Origin of the sequence: Streptomyces sp. NPDC006872 (assembly GCF_040635845.1) — a bacterium.
Taxonomy (GTDB): Bacteria; Actinomycetota; Actinomycetes; order Streptomycetales; family Streptomycetaceae; genus Streptomyces.
Genome location: NZ_JBEYIL010000015.1, coordinates 219,375 through 245,389, shown reverse-complemented (window position 1 = coordinate 245,389; position 26,015 = coordinate 219,375). Strand labels below are relative to the sequence as shown.

Annotated in this window: 25 protein-coding genes; 13 read left to right on the top strand and 12 right to left on the bottom strand. The window is 71.2% G+C overall.

What is annotated here, in order from left to right; all coding sequences use genetic code 11:
* Nucleotides 1–104: 104 nt before the first annotated feature.
* The gene (locus ABZ725_RS37035) at nucleotides 105–818 is read right to left on the bottom strand and encodes a DUF2293 domain-containing protein (RefSeq protein WP_358806786.1); all 714 of its coding nucleotides are present in this window, start codon (nucleotides 816–818) and stop codon (nucleotides 105–107) included.
* 82 nt (nucleotides 819–900) lie between these two features.
* On the opposite strand from ABZ725_RS37035, the gene ABZ725_RS37030 reads away from it, so the two are divergent.
* The 3 genes from ABZ725_RS37030 (at nucleotide 901) to ABZ725_RS37020 (ending at nucleotide 2,571) form a co-directional block, all read left to right on the top strand.
* A complete protein-coding gene (locus ABZ725_RS37030; protein WP_358806815.1) occupies nucleotides 901–1,542 on the top strand; it encodes a uridine kinase in 642 nt (213 codons plus the stop codon).
* 56 nt (nucleotides 1,543–1,598) lie between these two features.
* Nucleotides 1,599–2,000 (top strand): PPOX class F420-dependent oxidoreductase, encoded by a 402-nt coding sequence (locus ABZ725_RS37025; RefSeq protein WP_358806785.1) that lies wholly within the window; start codon nucleotides 1,599–1,601, stop codon nucleotides 1,998–2,000.
* 136 nt (nucleotides 2,001–2,136) lie between these two features.
* On the top strand, nucleotides 2,137–2,571 hold the full coding sequence (locus ABZ725_RS37020; protein ID WP_358806784.1) for a CBS domain-containing protein: 435 nt from the start codon (nucleotides 2,137–2,139) through the stop codon (nucleotides 2,569–2,571).
* Between the two features lie 109 nt (nucleotides 2,572–2,680).
* On the opposite strand, the gene ABZ725_RS37015 is transcribed toward ABZ725_RS37020, so the two are convergent.
* The gene (locus ABZ725_RS37015) at nucleotides 2,681–3,808 is read right to left on the bottom strand and encodes a magnesium and cobalt transport protein CorA (protein WP_358806783.1); all 1,128 of its coding nucleotides are present in this window, start codon (nucleotides 3,806–3,808) and stop codon (nucleotides 2,681–2,683) included.
* Nucleotides 3,809–4,042: 234 nt separating this feature from the next.
* Here ABZ725_RS37015 and ABZ725_RS37010 point away from each other — a divergent pair, with 234 nt between their 5' ends.
* Entirely contained in the window at nucleotides 4,043–4,837 is a 795-nt protein-coding gene (locus ABZ725_RS37010; RefSeq protein WP_358806782.1) for a methyltransferase, read from the top strand.
* 20 nt (nucleotides 4,838–4,857) lie between these two features.
* Here the strand turns inward: ABZ725_RS37010 and ABZ725_RS37005 are convergent, their stop codons facing one another.
* Both ABZ725_RS37005 and ABZ725_RS37000 read right to left on the bottom strand, forming a co-directional pair.
* On the bottom strand, nucleotides 4,858–5,901 hold the full coding sequence (locus ABZ725_RS37005; protein ID WP_358806781.1) for a PfkB family carbohydrate kinase: 1,044 nt from the start codon (nucleotides 5,899–5,901) through the stop codon (nucleotides 4,858–4,860).
* Nucleotides 5,886–6,794 (bottom strand): pseudouridine-5'-phosphate glycosidase, encoded by a 909-nt coding sequence (locus ABZ725_RS37000; RefSeq protein WP_358806780.1) that lies wholly within the window; start codon nucleotides 6,792–6,794, stop codon nucleotides 5,886–5,888. The genes ABZ725_RS37005 and ABZ725_RS37000 overlap by 16 nt, the downstream gene beginning before the upstream one ends.
* A 111-nt stretch (nucleotides 6,795–6,905) precedes the next feature.
* Here ABZ725_RS37000 and ABZ725_RS36995 point away from each other — a divergent pair, with 111 nt between their 5' ends.
* Entirely contained in the window at nucleotides 6,906–7,346 is a 441-nt protein-coding gene (locus ABZ725_RS36995) for a VOC family protein (RefSeq protein WP_351915785.1), read from the top strand.
* Here ABZ725_RS36995 and ABZ725_RS36990 read toward each other — a convergent pair.
* From ABZ725_RS36990 to ABZ725_RS36980, 3 genes are all read right to left on the bottom strand, one after another.
* Complete coding sequence (locus tag ABZ725_RS36990) at nucleotides 7,337–8,674, bottom strand: MFS transporter (RefSeq protein ID WP_358806779.1); 1,338 nt, start codon at nucleotides 8,672–8,674, stop codon at nucleotides 7,337–7,339. The two genes, ABZ725_RS36995 and ABZ725_RS36990, sit on opposite strands and share 10 nt — an antisense overlap.
* A gap of 127 nt (nucleotides 8,675–8,801) precedes the next feature.
* Entirely contained in the window at nucleotides 8,802–9,356 is a 555-nt protein-coding gene (locus ABZ725_RS36985; protein ID WP_358806778.1) for a methylated-DNA--[protein]-cysteine S-methyltransferase, read from the bottom strand.
* A gap of 60 nt (nucleotides 9,357–9,416) precedes the next feature.
* Nucleotides 9,417–10,289 (bottom strand): glycerophosphodiester phosphodiesterase family protein, encoded by an 873-nt coding sequence (locus tag ABZ725_RS36980; protein ID WP_358806777.1) that lies wholly within the window; start codon nucleotides 10,287–10,289, stop codon nucleotides 9,417–9,419.
* A gap of 271 nt (nucleotides 10,290–10,560) precedes the next feature.
* Here ABZ725_RS36980 and ABZ725_RS36975 point away from each other — a divergent pair, with 271 nt between their 5' ends.
* The 7 genes from ABZ725_RS36975 (at nucleotide 10,561) to ABZ725_RS36945 (ending at nucleotide 20,174) form a co-directional block, all read left to right on the top strand.
* On the top strand, nucleotides 10,561–11,427 hold the full coding sequence (locus ABZ725_RS36975) for an MHYT domain-containing protein (protein WP_358806776.1): 867 nt from the start codon (nucleotides 10,561–10,563) through the stop codon (nucleotides 11,425–11,427).
* Nucleotides 11,428–12,304: 877 nt separating this feature from the next.
* Entirely contained in the window at nucleotides 12,305–14,443 is a 2,139-nt protein-coding gene (uvrB, locus tag ABZ725_RS36970; protein WP_358806775.1) for an excinuclease ABC subunit UvrB, read from the top strand.
* Nucleotides 14,444–14,604: 161 nt separating this feature from the next.
* Nucleotides 14,605–15,183, top strand: coding sequence for a TerD family protein (locus tag ABZ725_RS36965; RefSeq protein ID WP_358806774.1), 579 nt, complete (start codon nucleotides 14,605–14,607; stop codon nucleotides 15,181–15,183).
* A 57-nt stretch (nucleotides 15,184–15,240) separates the two neighbouring features.
* Nucleotides 15,241–17,280, top strand: coding sequence for a TerD family protein (locus ABZ725_RS36960; RefSeq protein WP_358806773.1), 2,040 nt, complete (start codon nucleotides 15,241–15,243; stop codon nucleotides 17,278–17,280).
* A gap of 231 nt (nucleotides 17,281–17,511) precedes the next feature.
* Nucleotides 17,512–18,513 carry a TerC/Alx family metal homeostasis membrane protein gene (locus ABZ725_RS36955; protein WP_358806772.1) on the top strand — a complete coding sequence of 334 codons (1,002 nt, stop codon included), beginning with the start codon at nucleotides 17,512–17,514 and terminating at the stop codon, nucleotides 18,511–18,513.
* Between the two features lie 126 nt (nucleotides 18,514–18,639).
* Nucleotides 18,640–18,954, top strand: a complete 315-nt coding sequence (locus tag ABZ725_RS36950; protein WP_358806771.1) for a hypothetical protein — start codon at nucleotides 18,640–18,642, stop codon at nucleotides 18,952–18,954.
* A 119-nt stretch (nucleotides 18,955–19,073) separates the two neighbouring features.
* Nucleotides 19,074–20,174 carry an ionic transporter y4hA gene (locus tag ABZ725_RS36945; RefSeq protein ID WP_358806770.1) on the top strand — a complete coding sequence of 367 codons (1,101 nt, stop codon included), beginning with the start codon at nucleotides 19,074–19,076 and terminating at the stop codon, nucleotides 20,172–20,174.
* Nucleotides 20,175–20,248: 74 nt separating this feature from the next.
* On the opposite strand, the gene ABZ725_RS36940 is transcribed toward ABZ725_RS36945, so the two are convergent.
* Nucleotides 20,249–21,565, bottom strand: a complete 1,317-nt coding sequence (locus ABZ725_RS36940; RefSeq protein WP_358806814.1) for an MFS transporter — start codon at nucleotides 21,563–21,565, stop codon at nucleotides 20,249–20,251.
* A 103-nt stretch (nucleotides 21,566–21,668) separates the two neighbouring features.
* On the bottom strand, nucleotides 21,669–22,715 hold the full coding sequence (locus tag ABZ725_RS36935) for a S66 peptidase family protein (protein ID WP_358806769.1): 1,047 nt from the start codon (nucleotides 22,713–22,715) through the stop codon (nucleotides 21,669–21,671).
* Nucleotides 22,716–22,814: 99 nt separating this feature from the next.
* On the opposite strand from ABZ725_RS36935, the gene aroQ reads away from it, so the two are divergent.
* A complete protein-coding gene (gene aroQ / locus ABZ725_RS36930; RefSeq protein ID WP_358806768.1) occupies nucleotides 22,815–23,288 on the top strand; it encodes a type II 3-dehydroquinate dehydratase in 474 nt (157 codons plus the stop codon).
* A 69-nt stretch (nucleotides 23,289–23,357) separates the two neighbouring features.
* On the opposite strand, the gene ABZ725_RS36925 is transcribed toward aroQ, so the two are convergent.
* Genes ABZ725_RS36925 through ABZ725_RS36915 form a run of 3 tightly spaced genes read right to left on the bottom strand, consistent with a single transcriptional unit; the run spans nucleotide 23,358 to nucleotide 25,917 of the window.
* A complete protein-coding gene (locus tag ABZ725_RS36925) occupies nucleotides 23,358–24,110 on the bottom strand; it encodes an amino acid ABC transporter ATP-binding protein (RefSeq protein ID WP_358806767.1) in 753 nt (250 codons plus the stop codon).
* Nucleotides 24,107–25,036, bottom strand: a complete 930-nt coding sequence (locus ABZ725_RS36920) for an amino acid ABC transporter permease (protein ID WP_358806766.1) — start codon at nucleotides 25,034–25,036, stop codon at nucleotides 24,107–24,109. Before ABZ725_RS36920 ends, ABZ725_RS36925 begins: the two co-directional genes overlap by 4 nt.
* Nucleotides 25,033–25,917, bottom strand: a complete 885-nt coding sequence (locus ABZ725_RS36915) for an ABC transporter substrate-binding protein (RefSeq protein WP_358806765.1) — start codon at nucleotides 25,915–25,917, stop codon at nucleotides 25,033–25,035. Before ABZ725_RS36915 ends, ABZ725_RS36920 begins: the two co-directional genes overlap by 4 nt.
* Nucleotides 25,918–26,015 lie beyond the last annotated feature (98 nt).

Genomic DNA, 26,015 nt, shown 5'->3' with positions numbered 1-26,015 from the left:
CACCCGTCGAGCGGAGATCTTGCCCGGTACCGTCCGTCACCTCAAGTGAAATCCCCTTCATGATCGGTGACCATGTCCGAAACGCGCGTCGACATGCGCGGACGTCACCGTTGCTGTGCGGCGGACCCGTCCCGCCACATCCTTAGCCGTGCCTCCACGTCCGCCGCGATCCGGCGGCGTGCCTCGTGCCGTGGCACGCCGCTCATCAGCAGCCGGTCGTACGGCGTGTCCAGATGCCGTACGGACGCCACGACCGCGGAGACGACCGGCCCCTCGGCCAGCGCCCGCCCGGCGGCGCTGCGCCCGACCCGGCCACTGCCCCGGAGCGAGGCGTGCGCGGCGATCCCGTGCGCCCGGTCTTCCGGGCAGCGCGGAAACAGCCGCAGGATCTCCGCGGCGAACGCCTCCGCGAACCGCAGGTCCTGTGCCGCCCGACGCCCGGCGTCCCGCACCCGGCGCCGCCGGCGTGCCTCGGCGTCCGCCAGACACCGCTCCTCGGCCCGTCGGAGTCCCGCCTCCTCGACGAGGACGCCCTGCCGCTCGTAGCGGCCCTTGCGCCGGTTGAACCGGACCACCACCGCGGACAGCCCGCTCTCCTCCCGCGATCTGCGGGTCAGAGCCGTGTCACCGCGCGGCAGGAACACCAGATGCCCCAGATCGGCGCAGTCGAGGCAGCGCGGCGCGGCGTCCTCCAGGATCAGCATCGACAGCGGCCCGCGACGGCATCCGACGCAGTGCGTCCGCCGAAGCGGCTGGACGACGAGAAGCCCGTAACGGGGCGGTGGAGCAGGAGGAGTGGGGAGGGCTTCGGTTGCCATACGGGCTTCATTCCCCCTGGTGGGCACGGCGGCACCTGGTCATCGTCCGGTGTCCTCCGCTCTGTTCGTCGTCTGGCGCATGATGAATGTTGTGCGACTCGAAGCGATCACCTGGGAACGGCTCGGCGACCTTCTCGCCCAGCGGCTGCTCGACCTGAAGCCGGACGACGGCAGTCCCTGGCCGCGTATCGCCTTCGACGGCGCCCCGGCGGCCCGTCCCGGAGACCTCGCCGAGCGCGTCGCCGAGGCGCTGCGCACCCGCGGGCGACCCTCCCGTGTCGTGGACACGCACGGCTTCCTCCGACCCGCCTCCCTCCGCCTGGAGTACGGCCGTCACGACGTGGAGGCCTACTACGACGGTTGGTTCGACACCGGCGCCCTGTGGCGCGAGGTGTTCAACCCCCTCGAACCGGACGGCGGCGGACGGATACTGCCCGACCTCCGGGACCCCGTCACCGACCGCGCCACCCGCAGCCCGTACGTCCAACTCCCGCCCGGCGGCTTCCTGTTGCTGCACGGGCCGCTGCTCCTGCGGCACTGGTTCCCGTTCGACTTCACCGTTCACGTCCTCCTCTCCCCGGCCGCCCTGCGCCGGCGCACCCCCGAAGCCGACCACTGGACGCTGCCCGCCTTCGAGCGCTACGTCCAGGAGACCGATCCGGCCGTCACGGCCGATGTCGTCGTCCGCGCGGACGACCCTCGCCGCCCGGCCTGGAGTGGCTGATTTCAGCCGGGGCAACCCGCTTTTAAATGCATGTGCATGTAAGTAGTCTGGTGGGCATGTCGATCTCGGTCTCCTTCCCCGACTCCGTCCGTGCTCTCCTCGACGGCAAGAACTTCGCCGGCGTCGCCACCCTCGGCCCCGACGGAGCCCCGCAGAACTCTGTGGTCTGGATCAAGCGCGAGGGCGACACCGTCCTCTTCTCCTCCACCGACCGCCGTCAGAAGGTGCGCAACCTCCGTCGTGACGCCCGCGTCAGCCTCTCGGTCTTCGATCTTGCCGACCCGTACACCTCGGTCGAGATCCGCGGCCTCGCCGAGATCCTCCCGGACCCGGACAAACGGCTCCCGCACGAGCTGTCGCACAAATACCTCGGCATCGACCCGCCCGCGGAGAAGGACGACGAGGTCCGCGTGATCGTCCGGGTCGTCCCGCACAAGATCGTGGGCTTCTCCGTCTGAGGTCCTCCGCGCGCCGTTCCGGTCCCGGCGTCGCCTTCCGGGTGCGGGCGCCTGGCGGCGCGGCGAGAATGTAGCGTGCCGGGACAAGCGGCGCCCGCCCGCGCCGCGCCGGCTGTCCGGCACCGGGAGGCACTTCATGACCACCGCCGCAGACATCATGCACCGGGGCGCCCAGTGGATCCCCGCCCACGAGACCCTCGACCGCGCCGCCCAGCTGATGCGCGATCTGAACGTCGGGGCGCTGCCCATCAGCGACCAGGACGAGCGGCTCTGCGGCATCCTCACCGACCGGGACATCGTCGTCGGCTGTGTGGCCATGGGCCATGACCCGGCCAAGGTCACCGCCGGCGAGATGGCCCAGGGCACACCACGCTGGATCGACGCGGGCGCCGACGTCGGCGAGGTGCTCCAGGAGATGCAGGACCACCAGATCCGCCGGCTGCCCGTCATCGAGAACAAGCGCCTCGTGGGCATGATCAGCGAGGCCGACCTCGCCCGGCACCTGACCGAGGACCAGATCGCCACCTGGGCCGAGAACGTCTACGCCATGACCGGCCCCGCCCGCCACTGACCGCCATCACTGTCAGCCGCGGGCTGACCACCGTCACGGGCTGACCACCGCCGCGGGCTGACCGCCGTCACGGGCCGCCGTCACGGGCCGCGGTCACGGGCCTGGTCGCTCAGAGCCAGCCGTTGCGCCGGAAGCCGCGGTACAGGACCGAGCAGGCGACGCCTATGACGCCGATGACCATGGGGTAGCCGAACCTCCAGTGCAGTTCCGGCATGTGGTCGAAGTTCATGCCGTACATCCCGCACACCATCGTCGGCACGGCGATCACCGCGGCCCAGGCCGTGATCTTCCGCATGTCCTCGTTCTGCGCGACCGTGACCTGCGCCAGATGCGCCTGCAGGATCGAGTTGAGCAGTTCGTCGAAGGCGGCGAGCTGCTCCGTGGCCCGCAACAGGTGGTCGGAGACGTCCCGGAAGTACGCCTGTATCTCCGGATCGACCACCCGGGTCGGCCGGTCCGCGAGGTCCAGCAGCGGACGGCCGAGCGGCACCACCGCCCGCTTCAGCTCCAGGAGTTCACGCTTGAGCTGGTAGATACGCCCGGGGTCCGTCCGTGCGCCGTTCGCCGCGAACACGTCCGTCTCGACCTGGTCGATGTCCGCCTGCACGGAGTCGATGACGTTGAGGTAGTCGTCCACCACGTGGTCCGCTATCGCATGCAGCACCGCCGACGGGCCCTTGGCCAGCTGAGCCGTGTCGGACTCCAGCTCCTCGCGCAACGGGCCGAGCGAGCCGTGCCGTCCGTGGCGCACCGTGATCACGAAGTCCCGGCCGACGAACACCATGATCTCGCCGGTGTTGACCACCTCGCTCGTCGCCGTGAGCTCCTCGTGCTCGACGTAGCAGACCGTCTTGAACACCGCGAACAAGGTCTCGCCGTACCGCTCGACCTTCGGCCGCTGATGGGCCTCGACGGCGTCCTCCACCGCCAGCGGATGCAGTTCGAAGAGCTCGGCGATGCCCGCGAACTCGTCGTTCGTCGGCTCGTGCAGTCCGAGCCACACGAAACCGTGGCCGTTCTTGCGCACCCGCTCCACGGTGTCGACCAGATCCCCGCCGCGCGACGCCCGGACGCCGCCCTGGTACGTCACGCAGTTCACCACCGAGGACCCCAGCGGGGATCGTGAGTGGTGACTCAGGTCGACCCGCGGCAGCCGCCGGGACAACCGAGCCACCCTGCGCAGGCCGCCGCCCCTTCCCAGGCCGGTGACCTTCCGCAGATTCCCTGCCATGGTCATCTGGGTCTCCTTGTGTGGATCTCCTCGCGCCGCATTTTGCGCCCTGGCGCGCCAGTCTGCCAGGCCCGCGTATGCCCTGGGTAAGCCTGTGGAAACGGAAGGTTCCGTTTTGTTCCCGCCTGTGGACGACGGGACTTCGGACTGCTCGCGAGACCGTCCGCACGCCGTTCTCGGCGCTGATCCCCGGCCGCGTCGGCCACGTCCGACAAGCGGGACTGCTGGGATGATCGCCGTATGACGCGACCCGACGGGTACCTCCTCGACAACCGGCGGCTGGAGGCGGGGGAACGCTTCGACGCCTTCGCCGCCCTCTTCGATCCCACGACGTTCCGTCACCTCGAAGGGCTCGGGATCGGACCCGGCTGGCGCTGCTGGGAGGCCGGCGCCGGCGGCACCTCCGTGGTGTCCTGGCTGGCGAAGAAGGTCGGCCCGACGGGCAAGGTCCTCGCGACCGACATCGACACCTCCCGGCTGACGTCGGTCGCCCGCCCACCGGTCGACGTACGCGTCCACGACCTCGGCACGGACGAACCGCCGATGGAGGGCTTCGACCTGATTCACACCCGACTCGTCCTGGTCCATGTGCCGGAGCGGGAGCGGGCGTTGAGGTCGATGGTCAAGGCCCTGCGCCCCGGCGGACGGCTCCTCGTCGAGGACGCCGACCCCGCCCTGCAGCCCCTGCTCTGCCCGGACGAGCACGGCCCCGAACAGCAGCTGGCGAACCGTCTGCGCCACGGCTTCCGCAAACTCCTCGCCGGCCGGGGCGCCGACCTCTCCTACGGCCGCAAGCTCCCGCGGCTGCTCCGCGAGGCCGGGCTGCGCCGGGTCGAGGCCGACGCCTACTTCCCCATCACCTCGCCCGTCTGCGCCGCGCTGGAGTCCGCGACGGTCCGCCAGATCCGCGACGAACTCGTCAGGACAGGCCACGCGACCGACGAGGACATCGACCGCCACCTCGCGAACGTCGCCTCCGGCAACATGGACCTGGCGACGGCGCCGATGATCTCGGCGTGGGGGCGAAAGGGGTAGAAGGGGCCGGCTCGGCGCCCTCAGCCGACGTGGGCAGGGCGAGCCGTCGACGCCGTGTCGCCGTCGCCCGACGTGGCCGGTCTGCCGCCCACACGCTCCACCGCCCGAGCCCCCGCCCGGCACCCCTGCGCCGCCGCGTCCCGGACATCGGCGCCCGCGAGCAGCGCGGCGAGGAACGCTCCCGTGAAAGCGTCGCCGGCGCCCGTCGTGTCCCGGGGAGCCGCCGGAGCGGCTGGTACATGGGCGAGCACGGTGCCGTTCCGGGCCACCAGCGCGCCCTCCGCCCCCTGCTTGGACACCACCAGCGGAACATGCCGGCTCAAGTCGGCCGCCGCAGCCGCCCCGTCGAGCAGCCCCGTGAGCAGACAGGCCTCGTCGCGGCTGGGCAGCAGCACGTCCACCCCCTCCACCAGGGTCAGGAAACGCTCGACGCCCAGTTCCACCAGAAAGCCCGCCGACGCCGGATCCAGGCTCACCGGCACCCCATGCGCGCGTGCCGACGCCGACGCCGTGCGCACGAGCGCCCGCCCGGACTCCGAGAACAGCAGGTAGCCCGACAGATGCAGGCGGCCGACCCCGTCCAGGAGGGCGTCCGACCAGTCGTCGGGTTCGAGCCGCAGGGCCGCGCCGCTGTCCGTGAGGAACGTCCGCTCGGCCGCGGCATCCGTGTCGACCAGGCAGATCACCGTCCCGGTCGCCGCCTGCGGGTCGACGACGAGACGGGGCCGCACCCCGCAGGCGATCAGTTCCCGTTCGTGCCAGGCCGCGGAGTCCGCGCCCACCCGGCCGAGCAGCCGTACGTCCGCACACCCCCAGTGGGCCGCCCAGCAGGCCACGTTGGCGCCCGCGCCGCCCGGCAGAGTTCGGATCACCGAGGCCGTGTCCGTCCCCGAGGCCAGCGGGCCCCGATACCGGGCGATGACGTCCGTCACGACGTCCCCGACGACCAGCAGCGCCCCGCCGCCCTGCGCGCCCTCTCGGCCCTGCGCGCCCCAGCCGTCCTGCGAGCCCCGGTCGTCGGATCGCTCGGTGCCGTCGGGCCGCCCGGTCATGTCCGGGCCCACGCCGTCGCGATCCCTGCCGCCAGCCGTACGTTGCCGCGCACCGCAGCCAGATTGGCGCTCAGGGACGCGCCGTCGGTGTGCCGGACCAGATAGTCGAGCAGGAACGGCGTGACGCCCTGGCCGCTGACCCCGGCCTCCTCGCACGCGTGCAGCGCGTCGGCGAGCACACGCGTGTGCAACTCGGGATCCAGCTGCTCCTCCTCGGGAACCGGGTTGGCGACGATCAGCGCCGACTCGGGCGCCCCGAGCGCGTCCTGGGCCCGCATCACATCGGCCACCTGCTGCGGGGTGTGCAGCGTCCAGTCCACGGGATGCCCCGAGTCGGACAGATAGAACCCGGGGAAACGGTCGGTGCCGTAGCCGGCGACCGCGACTCCCAGCGTCTCCAGCCGCTGCAGGGTCGCCGGCACGTCCAGGATCGACTTGACCCCCGCGCACACCACCGTGATCCGGGTGCTCGCCAGCAGCCCCAGGTCGGCCGACTCGTCCTGGGTGAGCGTCCACTCCCGGTGCACTCCGCCGAGTCCGCCCGTCGCGAAGACCCGCACGCCCGCCAGTGCCGCGAGCAGCGCCGTCGCCGACACCGTGGTCGCCCCGCTCGCCCCCGAGGCCACCGCGAGCGGCAGGTCGCGATGGCCCAGCTTGCGGAACCCGTCCTCGTTGGCGACCCGCTCCAGCTGCTGCTTGTCCAGGCCCACATGGGGCCGTCCGTCCAGCACGGCGATCGTCGCCGGCACGGCGCCCTGCGCGCGTACGACCGCCTCCAGCTCCAGTGCCACCTGCAGGTTGCGCGGGCGGGGCAGCCCGTGCGAGATGATCGTGGACTCCAGGGCCACCACGGGTCGACGCGCGTCAACCGCGTCCCGCACCTCTTCCGACACCACCAGCACCACGCGCCCGCCTCCTGTCCGTCGGTCTCCCCTCATCTCTGGCAGCCGACGCGCCCGGTCAAACCCTTGCGACCTGTGGGGGACGACACCAGCCTGGGTGGCATGACCGACAACATGACCGACAACACGACACCCGGCACGACACGACTCGACCACGTCGTCCTCTGGGTGCGCGACCCGATCGCCGCCGTCGACTTCTACGAGAAGGCCGTCGGCCTGGAGCCGGTGCGACTCCCGGAGTTCGCCGCCGGCGAAGAACCCTTTCCCTCCGTACGCGTCAACGAGGAGGCCCTGCTCGACCTCATGCCGTTGTCGATGGCGGAGCGCATGAAGATGCTCCCCGGCGCCGCAGACAGCTCCGGACACCCCGTGAACCACGTCTGCCTCGCCCTCCCACAAGGCGACTTCGACGCCCTCCGCACCCGCCTGGAGGAGCGCGCGGTCCCCGTCTCGGACGTCTCGCACGGCTCCTTCGGCGCCCGCGGCGAGGCCGAGCGCAGCTTCTACTTCCGCGACCCGGACGGCAACGTCATCGAGGCACGCCACTACGACTGACGCACGCCGGTCGGGCTGTCGGCAGCAGCAGTCCCGTTCCCCTCCCCGCTCCCCTTTCCATTGCGGCGGCTCCTGCCGCGGGTGAGCAGCACCAGGGCGGCGAGCGGGACGAGCAGACCCGCCGTGGCGAGGTTGAGCCACGCGTAGCTCGCCTGCGCGACCACGAGCCCGGCGATCGCTCCGCCGACGCCCGCCGAGGTGTTCATGGCGAGGTCCGACAGCCCCTGGGCGGCAGCCCGCGCGGACTGCGGCACCGCGTCCGTGAGCAGCGCGGAACCGGACACCAGCCCTGCCGACCAGCCCAGGCCGAGCACGAACAGCCCGGCCGCGATCTGCCCGTGGCTGTCGCCGGCGGTCCCCGCCAGGAACAGCGCAACGGCCAGCAGCCCCGCCGCGAGCCCCGCCACCGAGAGCCGCCCCACCCGGTCCGCCAGCCGGCCCATCAGCGGCGCGAACGCGTACATGCCCGCGATGTGCCCACTGATGACCAGCCCGATCAGATCGATGCCCGCGCCATGGTGGGCGAGGTCGACCGGGGTCATCGACATGACCGAGACCATCGCCGTGTGCGACACGGTCACCGTCACGAGCGCCAGCCGCGCGCGCGGCGAGGCGGCGACGGCCGTCAGCCCGGCGCGCAGGGAACGGGCTTCCGGGGACCGCTCCTCCTCCGGCGCGAGCGCGCGGGCCGTCAGCAGCGGGTCGGGGCGCAGCAGCACGCCCACCACGACCGCCGCGATGACGAAGATCCCGGCCGCCCACAGGAAGGGGCCCGCCGTGGCGGGTATCCCGAGCCCGGTGACGCTCCGGCCGGCGGGCGCGGCGATGTTCGGGCCCAGGACCGCGCCCAGGGTCGTCGCCCACACCACGTTGGAGATGGCCCGGGCCCGGTGGTGCGGCTCGGCCAGGTCTGCGGCGGCGAACCGGGCCTGCAGGTTCGCCGAGGAGGCCGCGCCGAAGGCGGCCAGGCCGCACAGCAGCAGCGGAAAGCTGCCGACCCGCGCCGCCACCACGACCACACCGGCGCCCAGGGCGCCCACCAGGTAGGCGAGCACCAGCCCCGGCCGCCGCCCGCGCGCGGTCATCAGCGCGGCCATCGGCATCGACAACACGGCCGTGCCGGTGACGGTCGCGGTGGGCGCGAGCCCGGACAGCGCGTCGGTGCCGCTGATCTGCCGGGCCAGCACGGTGGCCAGCGCGATGCCGGTGGCGACGCCGAGCCCGCCGAGGATCTGGCTCGCGACCAGCACCGCGGTCGTACGCCGCCGCAGGGCGGGCAGACGATCGGCGTCGACGGGCCCCACGGCGGCGCGCCCGACGCCGGTCACGGCTCGTGCCTGACCGCTGCGCGGCCGAACCGGCGCGCGGAGAATGTGGTCACCGGCGCAGTCTCCCCCCTGCGGTCCACACCGCCCAGACCCCCTGCGGAGGCCGGTCAGGACCGTCGTCCGGAATTCAGAACAACGGTTCGGGCAGAACCCCTTCGAGAGCCAGCAGCTTGCGCTTGGTCTCCAGACCGCCGCCGAACCCGCCGAGGCCGCCGTCGCTCTCGACCACCCGGTGGCAGGGCACGACGACCGGCAGGGGGTTGGAGCCCATGGCCACGCCCACCGCCTGCGCCGCCCCCGGCTGCCCCACCCGCCTGGCCAGATCGCCGTAGCCGACGACCGCCCCGTACGGGACTCCGGACGCGAGCTCGCGCAGCACCTGCCGGTTGAAACCCGAGATCAAGGACCAGTCCAGCGGCAGCTCGAAGTCGCGTCGCTCACCCGCGAAGTAGGCCTTGACCTGCTGTATCGCCTCGGCCAGCAGAGGGGAGTCGGGCGCTTCGACGGGCTCCGTGCCCAGTCGGCTCGCGAGCCGGCCGAGCGTCTGGTCGCGCACGCTGTCGGTGGCGTGGAACACGACGTTGAGCAGACCCTCGTGGGTCGCCGCCAGCAGCAGCGGACCGATGTCGGTGCCGACGACGGTCCACACGACCTGCTGCTCGTACTGCCCATGGCTGTCCATGCGCCCACCGTACGACCTGCCACTGACAACGCCCCGGGGCCGCCGCCACGCCCTCGGACGTCAGTACCGGTACAGGGCTCGCCGCACCACCTCGGGCTTGTCGGTGATGATGCCGTCGACGCCGTACCCGGCGACGGTACGTGCGGTCGCGGCGTCGTCGACGGTCCAGGCGAAGACCTCCATCGGTGTGCCGTGCGGTCCGGTCAGCGCGTGCACGGCCGATACGTACTCCTCGGACAAGGAGGCGTACGACGGATTGATCATGTCGGCGAAGTCCGTGTACCGGTGCAGGTCCGCGACGGCCGGCACACCGAGCAGACCGGTCCGCACCCCCGGCTTCGACGCGTGCACGATCCGCAGACAATCCACGCTGAAGCTCTGCACGATCAGCCGGTCGGCGAGGTGCCGCACGTCGAGCCAGCCCTCGTTGCTCAGAAGCTTCAGGGTCTGCTGCTCGATCCCCGGATACAGCTCGGGGTTCTTGATCTCCAGGAGCAGCTTCTGGTGGTTGCGCTCGACCCGGTCGACGTACTCCTCCAGCATCGGCACGCGCGCGCCCGCGTACGCGGCACCGAACCAGCTTCCCGCGTCGAGCCGTGCGATCTCGGCCGCAGTGAAGTCCCTCACCTTCCAGGGAGCGCGGCCGGGAAACACCGCCTCGGCGTCGGTCGTACGGCGGAGACTGTCGTCGTGGATCACCACGAGCTCGCTGTCCTTGGTGCGCTGGACGTCGTTCTCCACCCACCGGATGCCCAGCGCGGCGGCCTCGTCGACGGCCTCCAGTGTGTTCTCGGGAGCCAGGGCGGAAGCGCCCCGGTGGGCTATCACCAAGGGCCGCAGGGCTATGCCGGCCCGCGCGTCGGGGACGGGGAGCAGAAGGGCGACGGTGCCGAGGACGGCGGTGGCCATGGCGGCGGCTACGCGTGCGTGCATGCGTACTCCTCGCGTCGGGGCGATCACCTACAGCTCAACTGTGACAGCAGAGGGTCGACGACGGCGAAGTGCGGGATGGCCACAGAATGGAGGGGGACGCCCGACGTCGCTCACCGGTGCCGCACATGTGGGGTAAGGGCGTGTTTCTTTGCCGGAAAATCGTTCGACCATTCCGGTGGGAGTCATACTCTCTCTCAGCCTTGACCGCGCTCAGCGGTCCTGGGAGGCGCGTTTCAGGGAAATCGAGCAACAGGGCGAAGGGCAACCGCGCATGCAAGGCACGGTCGACGGTTTCAGCTACGGACTCGTCACACCGCTGGTGGCCTACCTCATGGCCTGCCTCGGCGGTGCTCTTGGCCTGCGCTGCACCACCAGAGCCCTGCTCGTCGCCCAGACCTGGCGCCCCGGGTGGCTCGCCCTCGGCTCGGCGGCCATCGGCTCCGGCATCTGGACCATGCACTTCGTGGCGATGATCGGCTTCACGGTCGAAGGCGCCCCGATCCACTACGACAAACCCCTGACCTTCGCAAGCCTGGGCGTCGCCATCCTGATGGTGGGCATCGGGATCTTCATCGTCGGCTACAAGGGCGCGACCGGATCCGCGCTCTTCACCGGAGGCACCATCACCGGCCTGGGCATCGCGTCGATGCACTATCTCGGCATGGCCGGAATGCGATTCGACGGCAAGTTCGAATACAACACGCTCACCGTCGCCGCCTCCGTCGCCATAGCCATGGCCGCCGCCACCGCCGCCCTGTGGGCCGCGGGGCAGGTCAGGGGCTTCCTGTGGAGTGTGGGCGCCAGCCTGGTCATGGGGCTGGCCGTCACCGGCATGCACTACACCGGCATGGCCGCCCTCAGGGTCCATCTGCACACGACCGAGGCCCCGACCGCGGGCGACTCGCCCGCCGCGCTCCTCGCGCCGATGCTGATCGGCCCCCTCGCCTTCCTCTGCCTCGCGGGCTTCGTCGTGATGTTCGACCCGCTGATGGTCATGGGCAAGCCCGACTGGACCCCCGCCGAGCACAAGCCCGGCGTCCCGGCGCACCCGCCGGCCGCGCACCCCTCGCGCCGCTCCCAGCTCCACAGCCGCCGCAAGGTGACACACCGCGACTCCCGAACCCCCCAGAACCGCTGACCCCCGCAGTACCGCCGGCCGGCACGTGAGAAGCCCGGGGGTCGGCCCCCGGACCGCTTGACAGGTAGCGACGCCACCGCTGGGAGATCGGCCGGTCGGGACGCCGGGAAATCGCTGGTCGGGGTGCCGGGAGATTGCTGGTCGGGACGCTGGGGGACTGCTGGTCGGGGTGCCGGGAGATTGCTGGTCGGGAAGCCGGGAGATCGCCGGGCAGGGCGCCGGGGGACCGCCGGGCAGGGCACCCGGAAGCGCCGGGCCGGACGCCGTGGACCCCCGTTCGGCACCCGCGGGGCTGTGGGGTCGGACACGGAGAACCCGCTGGTCCGGACGCCGTGAAGCGGCCGGGCCGGCCCCTCCGACGCAGTGGGCCGGCCCCCAGACCCCCTGATCGGCACCTGCTAAGCCGCCGGGCGGGGTCCTGTGAACCCGCCGGGCCGGGTCCTGCCAAGCCGCCAGGCCGGGTCATGCGGAACCGCCGGGCGGGGTCCTGCCGAGCCGCCGGGCCGGGCTCTGCGAAGCCACCGGGCGGGGTCCTGCCGAGCCGCCGGGCCCGGCTCTGTGAACCCGCCGAGCCGGGCCCGGCCAAGCCGCCGAGCCGGGCTCCGCGGAACCGCCGGCCGGGCCCCGCAGAACCGCCGGGCTGAGTCCTGCCGAGCCGCCGGGCCGGGCCCCGCAGAACCGCCGGATCGGGTCCCGCCGAGCCGCCGGGCCGGGCCCCGCGGAACCGCCGGATCGGGTCCCGCCGAGCCGCCGGGCTCCCGGAACCGCTCGGCCGGGACCCGGCAAACCTCGGGTCGGGCCCCGCGAAGCTTCGGGTCGGGGCCCTGGAACGCCTGATCGGGGCCCGTTGTCAGTGGGGGGCCGTACGGTGGATGTCATGCGGCCCGTTTCCCAGATCGAACGCACGGTGGCGCCCTTCGAGGTCGTCAGTTCCTACCAGCCCAGCGGTGACCAGCCGGCGGCCATCGCCGAGCTGGCCAAGCGCGTCGAGGCAGGTGAGAAGGACGTCGTCCTGCTCGGCGCGACCGGCACCGGAAAGTCCGCGACCACCGCGTGGATGATCGAGAAGCTCCAGCGCCCCACCCTGGTGATGGCCCCGAACAAGACCCTGGCCGCCCAGCTGGCGAACGAGTTCCGCGAACTGCTGCCGAACAACGCGGTCGAATACTTCGTCTCGTACTACGACTACTACCAGCCCGAGGCGTACGTCCCGCAGTCGGACACCTACATCGAGAAGGACTCCTCGATCAACGAGGAGGTCGAGCGCCTGCGCCACTCCGCGACCAACTCGCTGCTCACCCGGCGGGACGTCGTGGTGGTCGCCTCCGTCTCCTGCATCTACGGCCTCGGCACCCCGCAGGAGTACGTGGACCGGATGGTCCCCCTCAAGGTCGGTGACGAACTCGACCGGGACCAGCTCCTGCGCCGCTTCGTCGACATCCAGTACACGCGCAACGACCTCGCGTTCACGCGCGGCACCTTCCGGGTGCGCGGCGACACCATCGAGATCTTCCCGGTCTACGAGGAACTCGCCGTCCGCATCGAGATGTTCGGCGACGAGATCGAGGCCCTGTCCACCCTGCACCCGCTCACCGGCGAGATCATCAGCGACGACGAGCACTTGTACGTCTTCCCGGCCACCCACTACGTCGCGGGACCCGAGCGCCTCGAACGGGCCGCCAACGACATCGAGAAGGAGCTGGGCGAGCGCCTCGCCGAACTGGAGAAGCAGGGCAAGCTCCTGGAGGCCCAGCGCCTGCGGATGCGCACCACCTACGACCTCGAGATGCTCCGCCAGATCGGCTCCTGCTCCGGCGTGGAGAACTACTCGATGCACTTCGACGGCCGCCTGCCCGGCTCCCCGCCGAACACCCTGCTGGACTACTTCCCGGACGACTTCCTGCTCGTCATCGACGAGTCCCATGTCACCGTCCCGCAGATCGGCGCCATGTACGAGGGAGACGCCTCCCGCAAGCGCACCCTCGTCGACCACGGCTTCCGGCTCCCCTCCGCCCTCGACAACCGCCCTCTGAAGTGGGAGGAGTTCCAGGAGCGCATCGGGCAGACCGTCTATCTGTCGGCGACCCCCGGCAAGTACGAGCTCTCCCGTGGGGACGGCGTCGTCGAGCAGATCATCCGCCCCACCGGCCTCATCGACCCGGAGGTCGTCGTCAAGCCCACCGAGGGCCAGATCGACGACCTGGTGCACGAGATCCGGGAGCGCGTCGAGAAGGACGAGCGGGTCCTGGTCACCACGCTCACCAAGAAGATGGCCGAGGACCTCACGGACTACTTCCTCGAACTCGGCATCCAGGTGCGCTACCTGCACAGTGACGTCGACACGCTGCGCCGTATCGAGCTGCTGCGCGAGCTGCGTGCCGGCGAGTTCGACGTGCTGGTCGGCATCAACCTGCTGCGGGAGGGCCTCGACCTGCCCGAGGTGTCCCTGGTGGCGATCCTCGACGCCGACAAGGAGGGCTTCCTGCGCTCCGGCACCTCGCTGATCCAGACCATCGGCCGCGCGGCGCGCAACGTCTCCGGCCAGGTCCACATGTACGCCGACAAGATCACCCCGGGCATGGAGCGGGCCATCGAGGAGACCAACCGCCGCCGGGAGAGGCAGGTCGCCTACAACACGGCGAACGGCATCGACCCGCAGCCGCTCCGCAAGAAGATCAACGACATCGTCGCGCAGATCTCCCGCGAGGAGGTCGACACGGAGCAGCTGCTCGGCTCCGGCTACCGCGCGAAGAAGGACGGACGGGGCACCAAGGCCCCGGTGCCCTCCCTCGGCGACAAGGCGGCCAAGGGCGCCAAGTCCAAGGCGGCCAAGGGCAAGGCGACGGTGCCGACCGACCGCCCCGCGGCCGAACTCGCCGAGCAGATCGAGGAGATGACCGAGCGCATGCGGGCCGCCGCCGCGGACCTCCAGTTCGAGGTCGCCGCCCGGATCCGCGACGAGGTCTCCGAAATGAAGAAGGAACTGCGCCAGATGAGAGAGGCGGGTCTGGCCTGACGGGCTCGTGCGGTTGCTGTGCCCCGGCCACGCACGCGCTGTGTTGCAAGACCGACACAAAGTGCGGGCCTGGGTACGGCACTGTCAGTGCTTTTGCGTAGGGTTTCCGTCAACCGCGGGCGCCGCGGCAACAGGGGACAGTTCGAGAGGGGAATCAGCGCGTGACCGTCAACATGACCAAGGGTCAGGCCATCAGTCTGCAGAAGAACGACGGGGGCAGCCTGACTGCGGTGCGCATGGGTCTCGGCTGGCAGGCGGCCCCGCGGCGCGGCCTGTTCGGCTCCCGGACCCGGGAGATCGACCTCGACGCCTCCGCCGTTCTGTTCGCGGACAAGCAGCCGGTCGACGTCGTCTTCTTCCGCCACCTGGTGAGCGACGACGGCTCGGTCCGTCACACCGGTGACAACCTCGTCGGCGGTGTCGGCCAGGGCGGCGACGACGAGGCGATCCTCGTCGACCTCTCGCGCGTTCCGGTCCACATCGACCAGATCATCTTCACCGTGAACTCCTTCACCGGCCAGACGTTCCAGGAGGTGCAGAACGCCTTCTGCCGTCTGGTCGACGAGACCAACGGCCAGGAGCTCGCGCGCTACACGCTCGCGGGCGGCGGCGCCTACACGGCCCAGATCATGGCGAAGGTGCACCGGGTGGGCGGCGGCTGGAACATGACGGCCCTCGGCACCCCGGCCAACGGCCGCACCTTCCAGGACCTGATGCCCGCGATCCTGCCGGCGCTGTAAGGCGCACGAGCGGCACACGACGACACCGACACACGCGACGCAGGGGGACGACAGGCGATGACGGCCGAGCTGGCGCGGGGGCAGAACCACCCGCTCTCCCAGGTCCGGCTCGAGATCCGGGTCTCGGCCGGCAAGCCCGTCGCGGCGGTGGCCACGCTCGGCGACGAGACCGGCAAGGTCCACGGCGTCGAGTGGGTGGTGCACCCCGGCGTGCCCGCACTGCCCGGGCTGGAGGTCTCCCGGCAGGCGGCCGCCGACCACCGGCTCGCGGTGGACCTGGACGCCATGCCGGCGGCCGTGCACCGGGTCAACATCCTGCTCGCGCTGCCCACGGGGGTCGGGGGGCCGGCCAGTTTCGGCTCCCTCGCCTCCCCGTTCGTCGCGGTCACCGGCCTCGACGGCACCGAGATCGCCACCTACACCATCACCGGCCTGGACGCGGAGTCGGCGGTCGTCGCGCTGGAGCTGTACCGGCGGCAGGGCGCCTGGAAGGTGCGCGCCGTCGGCCAGGGCTACGCAGGCGGTCTCGCCGAACTCCTCACCGACCAGGGCCTGTCGCAGGCGCACCAGCTTGCGGCCGGTATCAACGATGCCGTGGCCCAGGGCCTGGCCCGCTCGGTGCCGGCCCCGCCACCGCGTACGGCCGACGCCGACCGCTCCCGGCAGGCGGCCGCGTCCGCGCTCGGTCCGGACCAGAGCGGCTCACCGTACGGGGCACAGGGCGCTCAAGGCGCCCAGAGCACCCAGGGCGGCGCCGGCCCGTACGGGGCAGCCCAGAACCCGCAGGGACCCTCGGGACCGGGCTACCCGCCGAGCTCCGCGCCGGGCGCCCCGGCGGACCCGGCCGCCACCCAGCCGACGCCGACCCCCTCCACCGGCGGTCCGATCGACTACAGCCACCCCCGTCGGCGGAACGCGGCTCCGACCCCGCCGCCCACCGCGCCCCCGGCACAGCCCGGGCAGCCCGCTCGGCCCGTGGCGGGCGACGCGACCGGCTGGTCCATGGAGGAGCGGCTCTACAACCAGGCCTGGGGCATGTTCGAGGACCTGGCGCGCTCCGCCGCCGCTTTCCGCAGCGCGGTCGACTTCGCGGACACGCGGATGGAGAAGGAGCTCGACCAGGCCCTGTCCGACCCGCGCAGCAGGATCGGCGGCCAGGGCGACGCCGCCCGCGAGGCCGCGCAGGCGAAGCACGGCCAACTCGTCGACCAGGCCAGGGAGGCGCTGGACCGGGATCTCGCCCAGCTCGCCGCCGAGGCCGAGGTCGTCGAACCGGCGCTGCCCGCGGCGTTCGCGCGCTGGGACAACCCTGTCTGGCACGCCTACCGCGTCCCCATGGAGATGCCCATGGCCCTGCGCCTGGGCGATCTTCACCTGCCCGAGAGCGAGCCGCTGCGCGTCCCGATGCTGGTCCGGCTCCCGCTGGAGCGTGGCCTGTGGATCGACAGCGGGCGCATGTCGGCGTCCGACGGATCGTTCGCCGACTCCCACGAACTGCGGCGCCTCGCCATGGAGTCGGCGGTGGCGCACACGGCCCGGCTGCTGGCCGTGCATCCGGCGGGCGAGTTCACCGTGCACGTCATCGACCCGGCCGGTTCGGGCGCCCGGGAACTCGCACCGCTGGTGCAGAGCGGGGTGCTCGCGGGCCCGCCCGCGGTCGGCGCGGCAGGCGTCGCCACGGTCCTGGGCCGGCTCACCGAGCGCGTCGACCTCGTGCAGATGGCGGTGCGTGGCGGCGCGGCCGACTCGCTGCCGCCCGGCTTCGACACGTCCCAGCAGCTCCTGGTCGTCAACGACTTCCCGCACGGCTTCGACGACCGCGCCGTGACCCAGCTGCGTTACCTGGCGGACGAAGGCCCGTCGGTCGGCGTGCACCTGATGATGGTCGCCGACCGGGAGGACGCCGACGGTTACGGTCCGTTGCTGGACCCGCTGTGGCGCGGGCTGCTACGGCTGACACCAGTGCCCGACGATCACCTCGCGGACCCCTGGGTGGGACACGCCTGGACGTATGAACCGGCTCTCGTGCCGCCCGGCAGCCGGGTGCTCCAGCAGGTCCTCACCCAGCTGGCGATGGCTCGCCCCAAGAACACGTAAAGGACCCTGACCAGGGGACTTGGTCTTTCTTTTGCCAATCGCTTTACCTTTTCTTGGTGGTTGGGGTACTGTTTTCCTCACGGAGGGGAGTACTCCCTGCTGCGGCGTACCCGTCAATACGGATCAGAGTCGATCCCGGGGCGTCGGCCCGTCCTTGATGGATCGGGTGGAAGAGACCTCCGGCAGCGCGACGACGCTGATTACCTGCCGTTACGTACTGCCGGAGGCGCAGTGGATGTTTCCCTGGCCCTATGGGTCCTGACCATCGCGGGCCTTGCCGCCCTCATCGCGGTCGATTTCTTCATCGGCCGCAAACCGCACGACGTGTCCATCAAGGAAGCCGGGATCTGGACGGTCGTCTGGATCGCCCTGGCCGGGCTCTTCGGACTCGGTCTGCTGATCTTCGGCGGCGGTGAGCCCGCCGGCGAGTTCTTCGCGGGCTTCATCACCGAGAAGTCGCTCAGCGTCGACAACCTCTTCGTGTTCGTCCTGATCATGGCGAAGTTCGCGGTCCCGTCGCAGTACCAGCAGCGGGTTCTGCTCGTCGGCGTCCTCATAGCCCTGGTCCTGCGGGCGATCTTCATCGCCGCGGGCGCCGCGATCCTCGCGAGCTTCGCGTGGGTGTTCTACCTCTTCGGCGCCTTCCTGATCTGGACCGCCTGGAAGCTCATCCAGGAGGCCCGCTCCGGCGAGGAGGAAGAGGAGTTCGAGGAGAACAAGCTGCTCAAGTCCGTGGAGAAGCGCTTCGGCGTCGCCGACCGCTACCACGGCACGAAGCTGTGGATCGAGCAGAACGGCAAGCGGGTCATGACCCCGATGCTGGTCGTCATGCTCGCGATCGGCTCCACCGACGTGCTCTTCGCCCTCGACTCCATCCCGGCGATCTTCGGCCTGACGCAGGACCCGTACATCGTCTTCACGGCCAACGCCTTCGCCCTGATGGGCCTCAGGCAGCTGTACTTCCTCATCGGCGGCCTGCTGAGGAAGCTGGTCCACCTCAGCTACGGCCTCTCGATCATCCTGGGCTTCATCGGCGTCAAGCTGGTGCTGCACGCCCTGCACGAGTCCGGGGTGCACGTGCCCGAGATCAGCATCCCGGTCTCGCTCGGCGTCATCTGCTCCGTCCTGATCGTCACCACGCTCACCAGCCTGCGAGCCTCGAAGAAGCAGGCGGCGGCCGAGGCGGCGCAGACGGTGGGCGAAGGCGCTCCGAAGGACAGCATCGAGGCCTGACCACGGACGACGTAGGAACAACCACCCCCGGGAGCGGTGCGCGGCGCATTGCCGAGCACCGCTCCCGGTGCTTCGTTGGGAGCTGGGCGTTTTCGTACGAAGACGCCGGATACGGGTGGAGGCACCATGAGCACATCGCAGCGGTTCGTACAGATCGTCGAGTTCGAGACCGACAGCATCGACGAGATGCGGGCCCTGGCCGAGGAAGGGGAGCAACGCCTCACCGATCGGGCCGACGGCCCGACCCGCCGCCTCGTCCTCAAGGACAGGAACCGCCCCGACCGCTACCTCGTGGTGATCGAGTTCGACTCCTACGACGAGGCCATGCGCAACAGCGAAGACCCGGAGACGGGCAAGTTCGCGGAGCGGATGGCCGCACTGTGCACCAGGCCCCCGTCCTTCACCGACTGCGACGTCGAGGACACGACCGAGTTCAGGTGACGGCCGAGTTCAGGTGACGGCCGAGTTCATGCAACGTCGGTCGCCGCAGGGGCTGTAGCAGCCGCAGGGGCCGTACGGGCCGGAATGCGAAGCCCGTACGGCTCTGCGACGATCGCTGCATGATCGCTCGGCTCAGGCCGGTCACGACCCGGTGGACATCCCTCGTGCCGGCGCTCGCGGTCGTCCTGCTGGCTCTGACCTGGGGACGCGACCTGTCCGGCGCGGTCGTCGCACTGGTCACCCTGGTCCTCGCCGGAGCCGTACTGGCCGCCGTGCACCACGCGGAGGTCGTCGCCCACCGGGTCGGTGAACCCTTCGGCTCCCTCGTCCTCGCGGTCGCCGTGACGATCATCGAGGTCGCCCTGATCGTCACGCTGATGGCGGACGGCGGCGACAAGAGCTCGACCCTGGCCAGGGACACCGTCTTCGCGGCCGTGATGATCACCTGCAACGGCATCGTCGGCCTGTGCCTGCTGGTCGCCTCCCTGCGCCACGGCACGGCGATCTTCAACCCGGAGGGCACCGGCGCGGCCCTGGCGACCGTCGCGACCCTGGCCACGCTCAGCCTGGTCCTGCCGACCTTCACCACCAGCAAACCGGGCCCGGAGTTCTCCTCCGTCCAGCTCACCTTCGCCGCACTGTCCTCGCTGATCCTGTACGGCCTGTTCGTGGCGACGCAGACCGTCCGGCACCGCGACTACTTCCTGCCCGTCACCCGGCAGGGAGACGTCATCAGCGTGGACGACCACGCGGGCGTCCCGAGCTCCCGGACCGCCCTGATCAGCCTCGGGCTGCTCGGCCTGGCACTGATCGGCGTCGTCGGCCTCGCCAAGGGCGTCTCGCCCACCATCGAGTCCGCAGTCGAGGCCGCGGGTCTCCACCAGGCGGTCGTCGGAGTGATCATCGCGCTGCTGGTGCTGCTCCCCGAGACCATCGCCGCGCTGCGCTCCGCCCGCCGCGACCGGGTGCAGACCAGCCTCAACCTCGCGCTCGGCTCCGCGATGGCCAGCATCGGTCTGACGATCCCCGCGGTCGCCCTGGCCTCCGTCTGGCTCTCCGGGCCGCTCGTCCTCGGCCTCGGCTCCACCCATCTGGTGCTGCTCGCACTGACCATCGTGGTCAGCTCGCTGACGGTGGTCCCGGGCCGTGCCACGCCGTTGCAGGGCGGCGTCCATCTCGTGCTGTTCGCCGCGTACCTGGAACTGGCGATCAACCCGTAGCGGCACGTAAACGCTTGCGCAGTCGCTTGCGTAAACGCGTGCGTAGACGTTTGCGCAAGCGTTTACCCACGCGTTTACGCGCACTCCCCGGCGGCCGTCTCGGTCGCCGCCACCGGCCCCGGCCCCGCCGCGTGCCCCGTCACCTGTCCCGGCACCGGCCGGGTCTCCGGCAGCAGTGCGAAGCAGCCCAGGCTGAGCAGCGCGACCCCCGTCAGATACGCGCCCACGCCCCACGGAACCCGCCCCGAGTGCTCCGCGAGGGCCGTCGCCACGATCGGCGTGAGCGCGCCCCCGAGGACGCCGCCGAGGTTGTAGCCGACCGCCGCACCGGTGCAGCGCACGCGCGGCGCGTACAGCTCCGGCAGATACGCCGCGATCACCGAGAACATCGTGACGAACGCGACCAGCGCCCCCAGGATGCCGAGGAACATCGGCAGCGGCTCGCCGGTCGCGAGCAGCGCGACCATCGGGAACATCCACAGCGCGGCAGCCGCGCATCCGGCGAGGCACAGCGGCCTTCGGCCGTAGCGGTCGCCGAGCAGCGCCATCAGGGGCGTCAGCGCCCCCTTCACCACCACGGCGGCCAGGATGCAGGCCAGCATGACCGTACGGGTCACCCCGAGCCGCTCCGTCGCGTACGCCACGGACCAGGTCGTCACGGCATAGAAGATCGCGTACCCGACGGACAGTGCGCCGGCGGTCAGCAGGACGAGCCGCCAGTGGTCGCGCACGACCTCGACGAGCGGCACGCGCGCGTGGTCGTCGATCTCCAGGAACCGAGGGCTCTCGGGCAACGACGACCTGAGCCACAGCCCGAGCACCGCCAGCGCCCCGGCCGCCCAGAAGGGCACCCGCCACCCCCACTGCGTGAACTGCGCCTCGGTCAGCGTCGCCAACAGGACCAGCACGACCCCGTTGGCGAGCACGAAACCCACCGCGGGCCCGACCTGCGGGAAGCTCGACCACAGGGCGCGCCGCTCGGCGGGCGCGTGCTCGGCGGTCAGCAGCACCGCGCCGCCCCACTCCCCGCCGAGCCCCAGCCCCTGCAGAAAACGCAGGACGAGCAGCAGCAGGGGAGCGGCCACACCGATCGTGTCGTAGGCCGGCACGCAGCCGACCGCGACCGTCGAGGCGCCGGTCAGCAGCAGGGAGACGACGAGCACCGGCCGGCGCCCGTGCCGGTCCCCGACATGTCCGAACAGCACCGACCCCAGCGGCCGGGCCACGAACCCCACGCCGAACGTCGCGAACGCGGCCAGCGTCCCCGCGAGCGGCGAGAACGTCGGGAAGAACAACGGCCCCAGGACCAGCGCGGCCGCCGTCCCGTAGACGAAGAAGTCGTAGAACTCGATGGCGGTCCCGGCGAGCGAGGCGGCCGCGAGTCGCGGCATGGAGGGCGTCTTCACGGTGTGTACGTCGTGCATGCCGCGTCAACTACCCACGGTGACCACGGGTTACGGGGGCGCGTGGGAGCGCGGCCCGCCTCCGGGAGCCTCAGTAGACGACGGTGATGCGCCGCGCGGGACCGTCGACGCGGACCGTGCCGCCATAGGGGATGACGAGCTGGGGATCGGTGTGCCCGAAGTCCACGTCGAAGACGGCCAGGGTGTCCGGGGCGTACGCCTTCAGCGCGCGCTGCACCGCCTCGCGCTGCTCGGCAGCGTAACGGGCGCCCTCCTGCGGGCTGTTGGGGTGCTCGAAGGACCACGTCTTGGCGCGGGCCATCAGCAGCGCCGGGAAACGCCGCAGCAGGCCGCGCTCGCCCATGTTGCGCAGGATCCGGAAGACCTCCGTGGCGCTCGGCAGCTCCTCCGAGGTCTCCAGGAACAGCACGCCGCCGTCGTACACCGACGGGTCGCGCGCGATCTCACGGTCGGCCATCAGCAGCCAGGACAGGATTTCCAGGTTGCCGCCCCAACTGCGGCCCTCCACCACGCGATCGGCGTTGACCCAGCTCCAACCCTCGCCCGGCCGGCTCTCCGGCTCCGCCTCGAAGGTCGCCGGGTCGGCCCAGTCACGGTCGACGTCGTTCCAGCGCTCGGCGGGCCGCAGCTCGTAGGGGCCCGAGGCGAACAGCGCGGCTCGCAGCGAGTCGGCGGTCCGCGGGTGCAGGGCCCCGGGCCGCCCGAACTCGCACATCACGCTCCCGCCGTGGTAGCCGACGATGCCGGCGTTGTACAGGAACGCCAGCAGGTTGGTGTTGTCGCTCGTCCCGAAGAACGGTTTCGGGTTCGCCCGCAGCAACTCCCGGTCCAGCAACGGCAGGACGGTGATCTGGTCCTCGCCGCCGATCGACGCGACGACCGCCCTGACGTCCGGGTCCGCGAACGCGGCGTGGATGTCGTCGGCGCGCTCCTGCGGCGTCGTCCCCATCCTGCGCGTCGTGGGGTATTCGACCGGCTCCAGGCCGAAGTCCTCACGCAGCCGCTCCAGGCCCAGCTCGAAGGGGCGCGGGAAGAGCTGCGGCAGGCCCGCGGAGGGCGAGAGGACGGCTATGCGGTCGCCGGGCGAGGGCTTGGGGGGATACGAGGGCGTCGTCATGTCGGGGAGGGTACGGCCTGCTGCCCTGCGGTTTCACCGTGATAAACCGGTCTGAGCGGCGGTCCCCGACGGATCGCTCCCGAACGGACCGGAGGAACCGTGCCCCGCACCCTGGCCAACGCCCCGATCATGATCCTGAACGGCCCCAACCTGAACCTCCTGGGCCAGCGTCAGCCGGAGATCTACGGTTCCGACACGCTCGCCGACGTCGAGGCGCTGTGCGTCAAGGCTGCGGCCGCGCACGGCGGCACGGTGGACTTCCGCCAGTCCAACCACGAGGGCGAACTGGTCGACTGGATCCACGAGGCACGGCTCAACCACTGCGGCATCGTGATCAACCCGGGGGCCTACTCGCACACCTCGGTCGCGATCCTGGACGCCCTCAACACCTGCGACGGCCTGCCGGTGCTGGAGGTCCACATCTCCAACATCCACCGGCGTGAGGCCTTCCGGCACCACTCGTACGTCTCGCTGCGCGCCGACGGCGTCATCGCCGGCTGCGGGGTGCAGGGATACGTGTTCGGCGTGGAGCGCGTCGCCGCACTCGCGGGCGCGGGGAAGACCGACGCGTAACGACCGGCCTCCAGGCGTACGCCCCTTACTTGCGGCCTACCGCGGCCCCTTGAGGCGCCTCGCAGCGCCTCAGAGGCGGCCGGCTTCGACGATCCGCCGCAGGAACTGTTGCGTGCGCTCCTGCTGCGGGTCGCCGAAGACCTGCTCGGAGGTGCCGCGCTCCAGCACGACCCCGCCGTCCAGGAAGCAGACCTGATCGGCCACCTCGCGCGCGAAGCCCATCTCGTGGGTGGCCAGCACCATGGTCATGCCGTCGCCCTTCAGGTCGCGGACGACGTTGAGGACCTCGCCCACCAGCTCCGGGTCCAGCGCCGCCGTGATCTCGTCGAGCAGCAGCAGCCGGGGACGCACGGCCAGGGCGCGCACGATCGCGACCCGCTGCTGCTGGCCGCCGCTGAGCCGGTCGGGGTACTCGTCCGCCTTGCCGGCCAGCCCGAGCCGCTCCAGGAGCTCCCTGGCGTACTCCTCGGCCCGCGCGCGGGCGACGCCGTGCACGCGGCGCGGGGCGAGCGTGATGTTCTCCAGCACCGTCATGTGCGGGAACAGGTTGTACGCCTGGAAGACCACGCCGATCCGGCGCCGTACCGCGTCCTGGTCGACACGCGGGTCGGTGATCTCCTCGCCGTCCAGCCAGATCGCGCCGTCGTCGACGTCCTCGAGGAGGTTGGCACAGCGCAGCAGCGTGGACTTGCCGGAGCCGGAGGCCCCGATCAGCGCGGTGACCGTGTGCGGGGCGACCTCCAGGTCCACGTCCCGCAGGACGACGGAGTCGCCGAAGGTCTTGCGGACGGACTCCATCCGCAGCACCGGAGCGTCGCTCATGTCGTTCCTCCTTGCGCCCGCTGACGGTCCATCCGGGCCGTCACCCAGTCCGTGAAGCGGGTCATCGGGATGGTCAGGGCCACGAAGAGCAGCCCCGCGACGATGTACGGCGTGTAGTTCAGACTTCGGCCCACGATGATGTCCGCCGCACGCACGGCGTCGATCGCGCCGCCGATCGAGACGAGACCCGTGTCCTTCTGCAGCGACACCAGGTCGTTCAGCAGCGGCGGCACCTGCCGGCGCACCGCCTGCGGGAGCACGACGTACCGCAGCGCCTGCCGGTTGGACAGGCCCAGCGAGCGGGCCGCGGCGCGCTGCGAGGGGTGCACGGACTCGATGCCGGCGCGGAACACCTCGGCGACGTACGCCGAGTACGTCAGCGTCAGCGCCGCACCGCCCAGCAGCACGGGGTCCACGGTCACGCCCTGCAGCCTCAGCGCCGGGACGCCCAGCACCACGATCATCAGGTTGATGATCAGCGGCAGACCGCGGAAGAAGTCTGTGTACGCCGCCGCCAGCACCCGCAGCGGGAAGAACACCGGGCCGCGCAGCGTGCGGGCCACGGCGATGAGCATGCCGAGCACCAGCACCGCGGCGCCGCAGACCAGCAGCAGCCGGACGTTCAGCCACAGCCCTTCGAGGACCTTGGGCAGCGCCTCGCGCGCGTACTGCCCGTTGAAGAAGGTCTCCTTGGTACGCGGCCAGCCGGGCGCGCCGACGACGACGAAGTAGAGGGCGACACCCGTGACCAGGGTCGAGAGCGCGGCGATCGCCGTGGCGCGGCGGGCACGCGCGCGTCTGTAGCGGTCACGCTCCAGCCGCCGCTGCGACGGGGCGTACCCGTCACCGGCGCCGTCACCGCCCCCGGACAGGTCGTCCTTGCCGTCCGCGCCCTCCCGGCCGGACTCGTCCTTGGTGACCGTCACTTGAGCACCGGGGCGTCGACGGCGTCGGAGAGCCACTGCTGCTCGATCTTCGCCAGGCTGCCGTCCTTGCGGAGCGTGTCCACGGCTGCGGTCACGCAGGCCGTGAGCGCGCTGCCCTTGTCGAGTACGAGCCCGAACTGCTCCGGCGCTGCGCCCTGGTTCTCGAACTGGCCGACGATCTCGGCGTCGGTCACCTCGGCGGCGGTGATGTAGAAGGCGGTCGGCAGGTCGACCACGATGGCGTCGACCTGACCGTTCTTCAGCGCGGACTTGGCCTGGTCGTTCTTGGCGTACACGGCCGCCTGCCGGGACGGCTTCACCACGTCGTCGATGTAGTCGAGGCTGGTCGTGCCGACCTGGGCGCCCAGCTTGAGGCCCCTGAGGTCGGCGATGGTCGTCGCGCTCGCGGCCTTCGTGCCCTTGAGGGCGATGACGGCCTGCCGCACGTCGTAGTAGCCCGACGAGAAGTCCACGGCCTTCTTGCGCTCGTCGCTGATCGACACCTGGTTGATGTCGAAGTCGAAGGTCTTCTCGCCCGGCGCGAAGGCCTTGTTGAACGGCACGCTCTGCCAGACCACCGCGCTCTTGTCGTAGCCGAGCTGCTTCGCGACGGCGTACGCCACCGCGGACTCGAAGCCCTCGCCGTTGGCCGGCTTGTCGTCCTTGAACCACGGCTCGTACGCGGGCTCGTCGGTCCCTATGGTCAGCTTGCCGGAGGTCTCGGTGGCCAGCTTGCCCTTGGCGCAGGCGTCCGTGCTCGAAGCGGAAGGCGTGGTGGCCGCCTTGTCCTCCGGTTGCGGAGCGCAGCCGACGGCGGTCGCGAGGAGGGCTACGGTGGCGCCGGCCACGGCGCGGCGCAGAACACGAGGGGCGAGAGACATGGCGGGAGAGTGGCAGCCAAATCCCTGTTTGTCGAGGTCACACCATCAGTTGTTCGCATAGTGGGAACGGGTGTTGCAGTCTCGTGAACAGGTCGTGA

What these genes read in the sequence shown, in the direction of transcription:
- ABZ725_RS37035 (WP_358806786.1), bottom strand. Translation starts at nt 818, where the DNA reads ATGGCAACCGAAGCCCTCCCCACTCCTCCTGCTCCACCGCCCCGTTAC.
- ABZ725_RS37030 (WP_358806815.1), top strand. Translation starts at nt 901, where the DNA reads ATGAATGTTGTGCGACTCGAAGCGATCACCTGGGAACGGCTCGGCGAC.
- ABZ725_RS37025 (WP_358806785.1), top strand. Translation starts at nt 1,599, where the DNA reads ATGTCGATCTCGGTCTCCTTCCCCGACTCCGTCCGTGCTCTCCTCGAC.
- ABZ725_RS37020 (WP_358806784.1), top strand. Translation starts at nt 2,137, where the DNA reads ATGACCACCGCCGCAGACATCATGCACCGGGGCGCCCAGTGGATCCCC.
- ABZ725_RS37015 (WP_358806783.1), bottom strand. Translation starts at nt 3,808, where the DNA reads ATGACCATGGCAGGGAATCTGCGGAAGGTCACCGGCCTGGGAAGGGGC.
- ABZ725_RS37010 (WP_358806782.1), top strand. Translation starts at nt 4,043, where the DNA reads ATGACGCGACCCGACGGGTACCTCCTCGACAACCGGCGGCTGGAGGCG.
- ABZ725_RS36995 (WP_351915785.1), top strand. Translation starts at nt 6,906, where the DNA reads ATGACCGACAACACGACACCCGGCACGACACGACTCGACCACGTCGTC.
- ABZ725_RS36985 (WP_358806778.1), bottom strand. Translation starts at nt 9,356, where the DNA reads ATGGACAGCCATGGGCAGTACGAGCAGCAGGTCGTGTGGACCGTCGTC.
- ABZ725_RS36980 (WP_358806777.1), bottom strand. Translation starts at nt 10,289, where the DNA reads ATGCACGCACGCGTAGCCGCCGCCATGGCCACCGCCGTCCTCGGCACC.
- ABZ725_RS36975 (WP_358806776.1), top strand. Translation starts at nt 10,561, where the DNA reads ATGCAAGGCACGGTCGACGGTTTCAGCTACGGACTCGTCACACCGCTG.
- uvrB (WP_358806775.1), top strand. Translation starts at nt 12,305, where the DNA reads ATGCGGCCCGTTTCCCAGATCGAACGCACGGTGGCGCCCTTCGAGGTC.
- ABZ725_RS36960 (WP_358806773.1), top strand. Translation starts at nt 15,241, where the DNA reads ATGACGGCCGAGCTGGCGCGGGGGCAGAACCACCCGCTCTCCCAGGTC.
- ABZ725_RS36950 (WP_358806771.1), top strand. Translation starts at nt 18,640, where the DNA reads ATGAGCACATCGCAGCGGTTCGTACAGATCGTCGAGTTCGAGACCGAC.
- ABZ725_RS36945 (WP_358806770.1), top strand. Translation starts at nt 19,074, where the DNA reads ATGATCGCTCGGCTCAGGCCGGTCACGACCCGGTGGACATCCCTCGTG.
- ABZ725_RS36940 (WP_358806814.1), bottom strand. Translation starts at nt 21,565, where the DNA reads ATGCCGCGACTCGCGGCCGCCTCGCTCGCCGGGACCGCCATCGAGTTC.
- ABZ725_RS36935 (WP_358806769.1), bottom strand. Translation starts at nt 22,715, where the DNA reads ATGACGACGCCCTCGTATCCCCCCAAGCCCTCGCCCGGCGACCGCATA.
- ABZ725_RS36925 (WP_358806767.1), bottom strand. Translation starts at nt 24,110, where the DNA reads ATGAGCGACGCTCCGGTGCTGCGGATGGAGTCCGTCCGCAAGACCTTC.
- ABZ725_RS36915 (WP_358806765.1), bottom strand. Translation starts at nt 25,917, where the DNA reads ATGTCTCTCGCCCCTCGTGTTCTGCGCCGCGCCGTGGCCGGCGCCACC.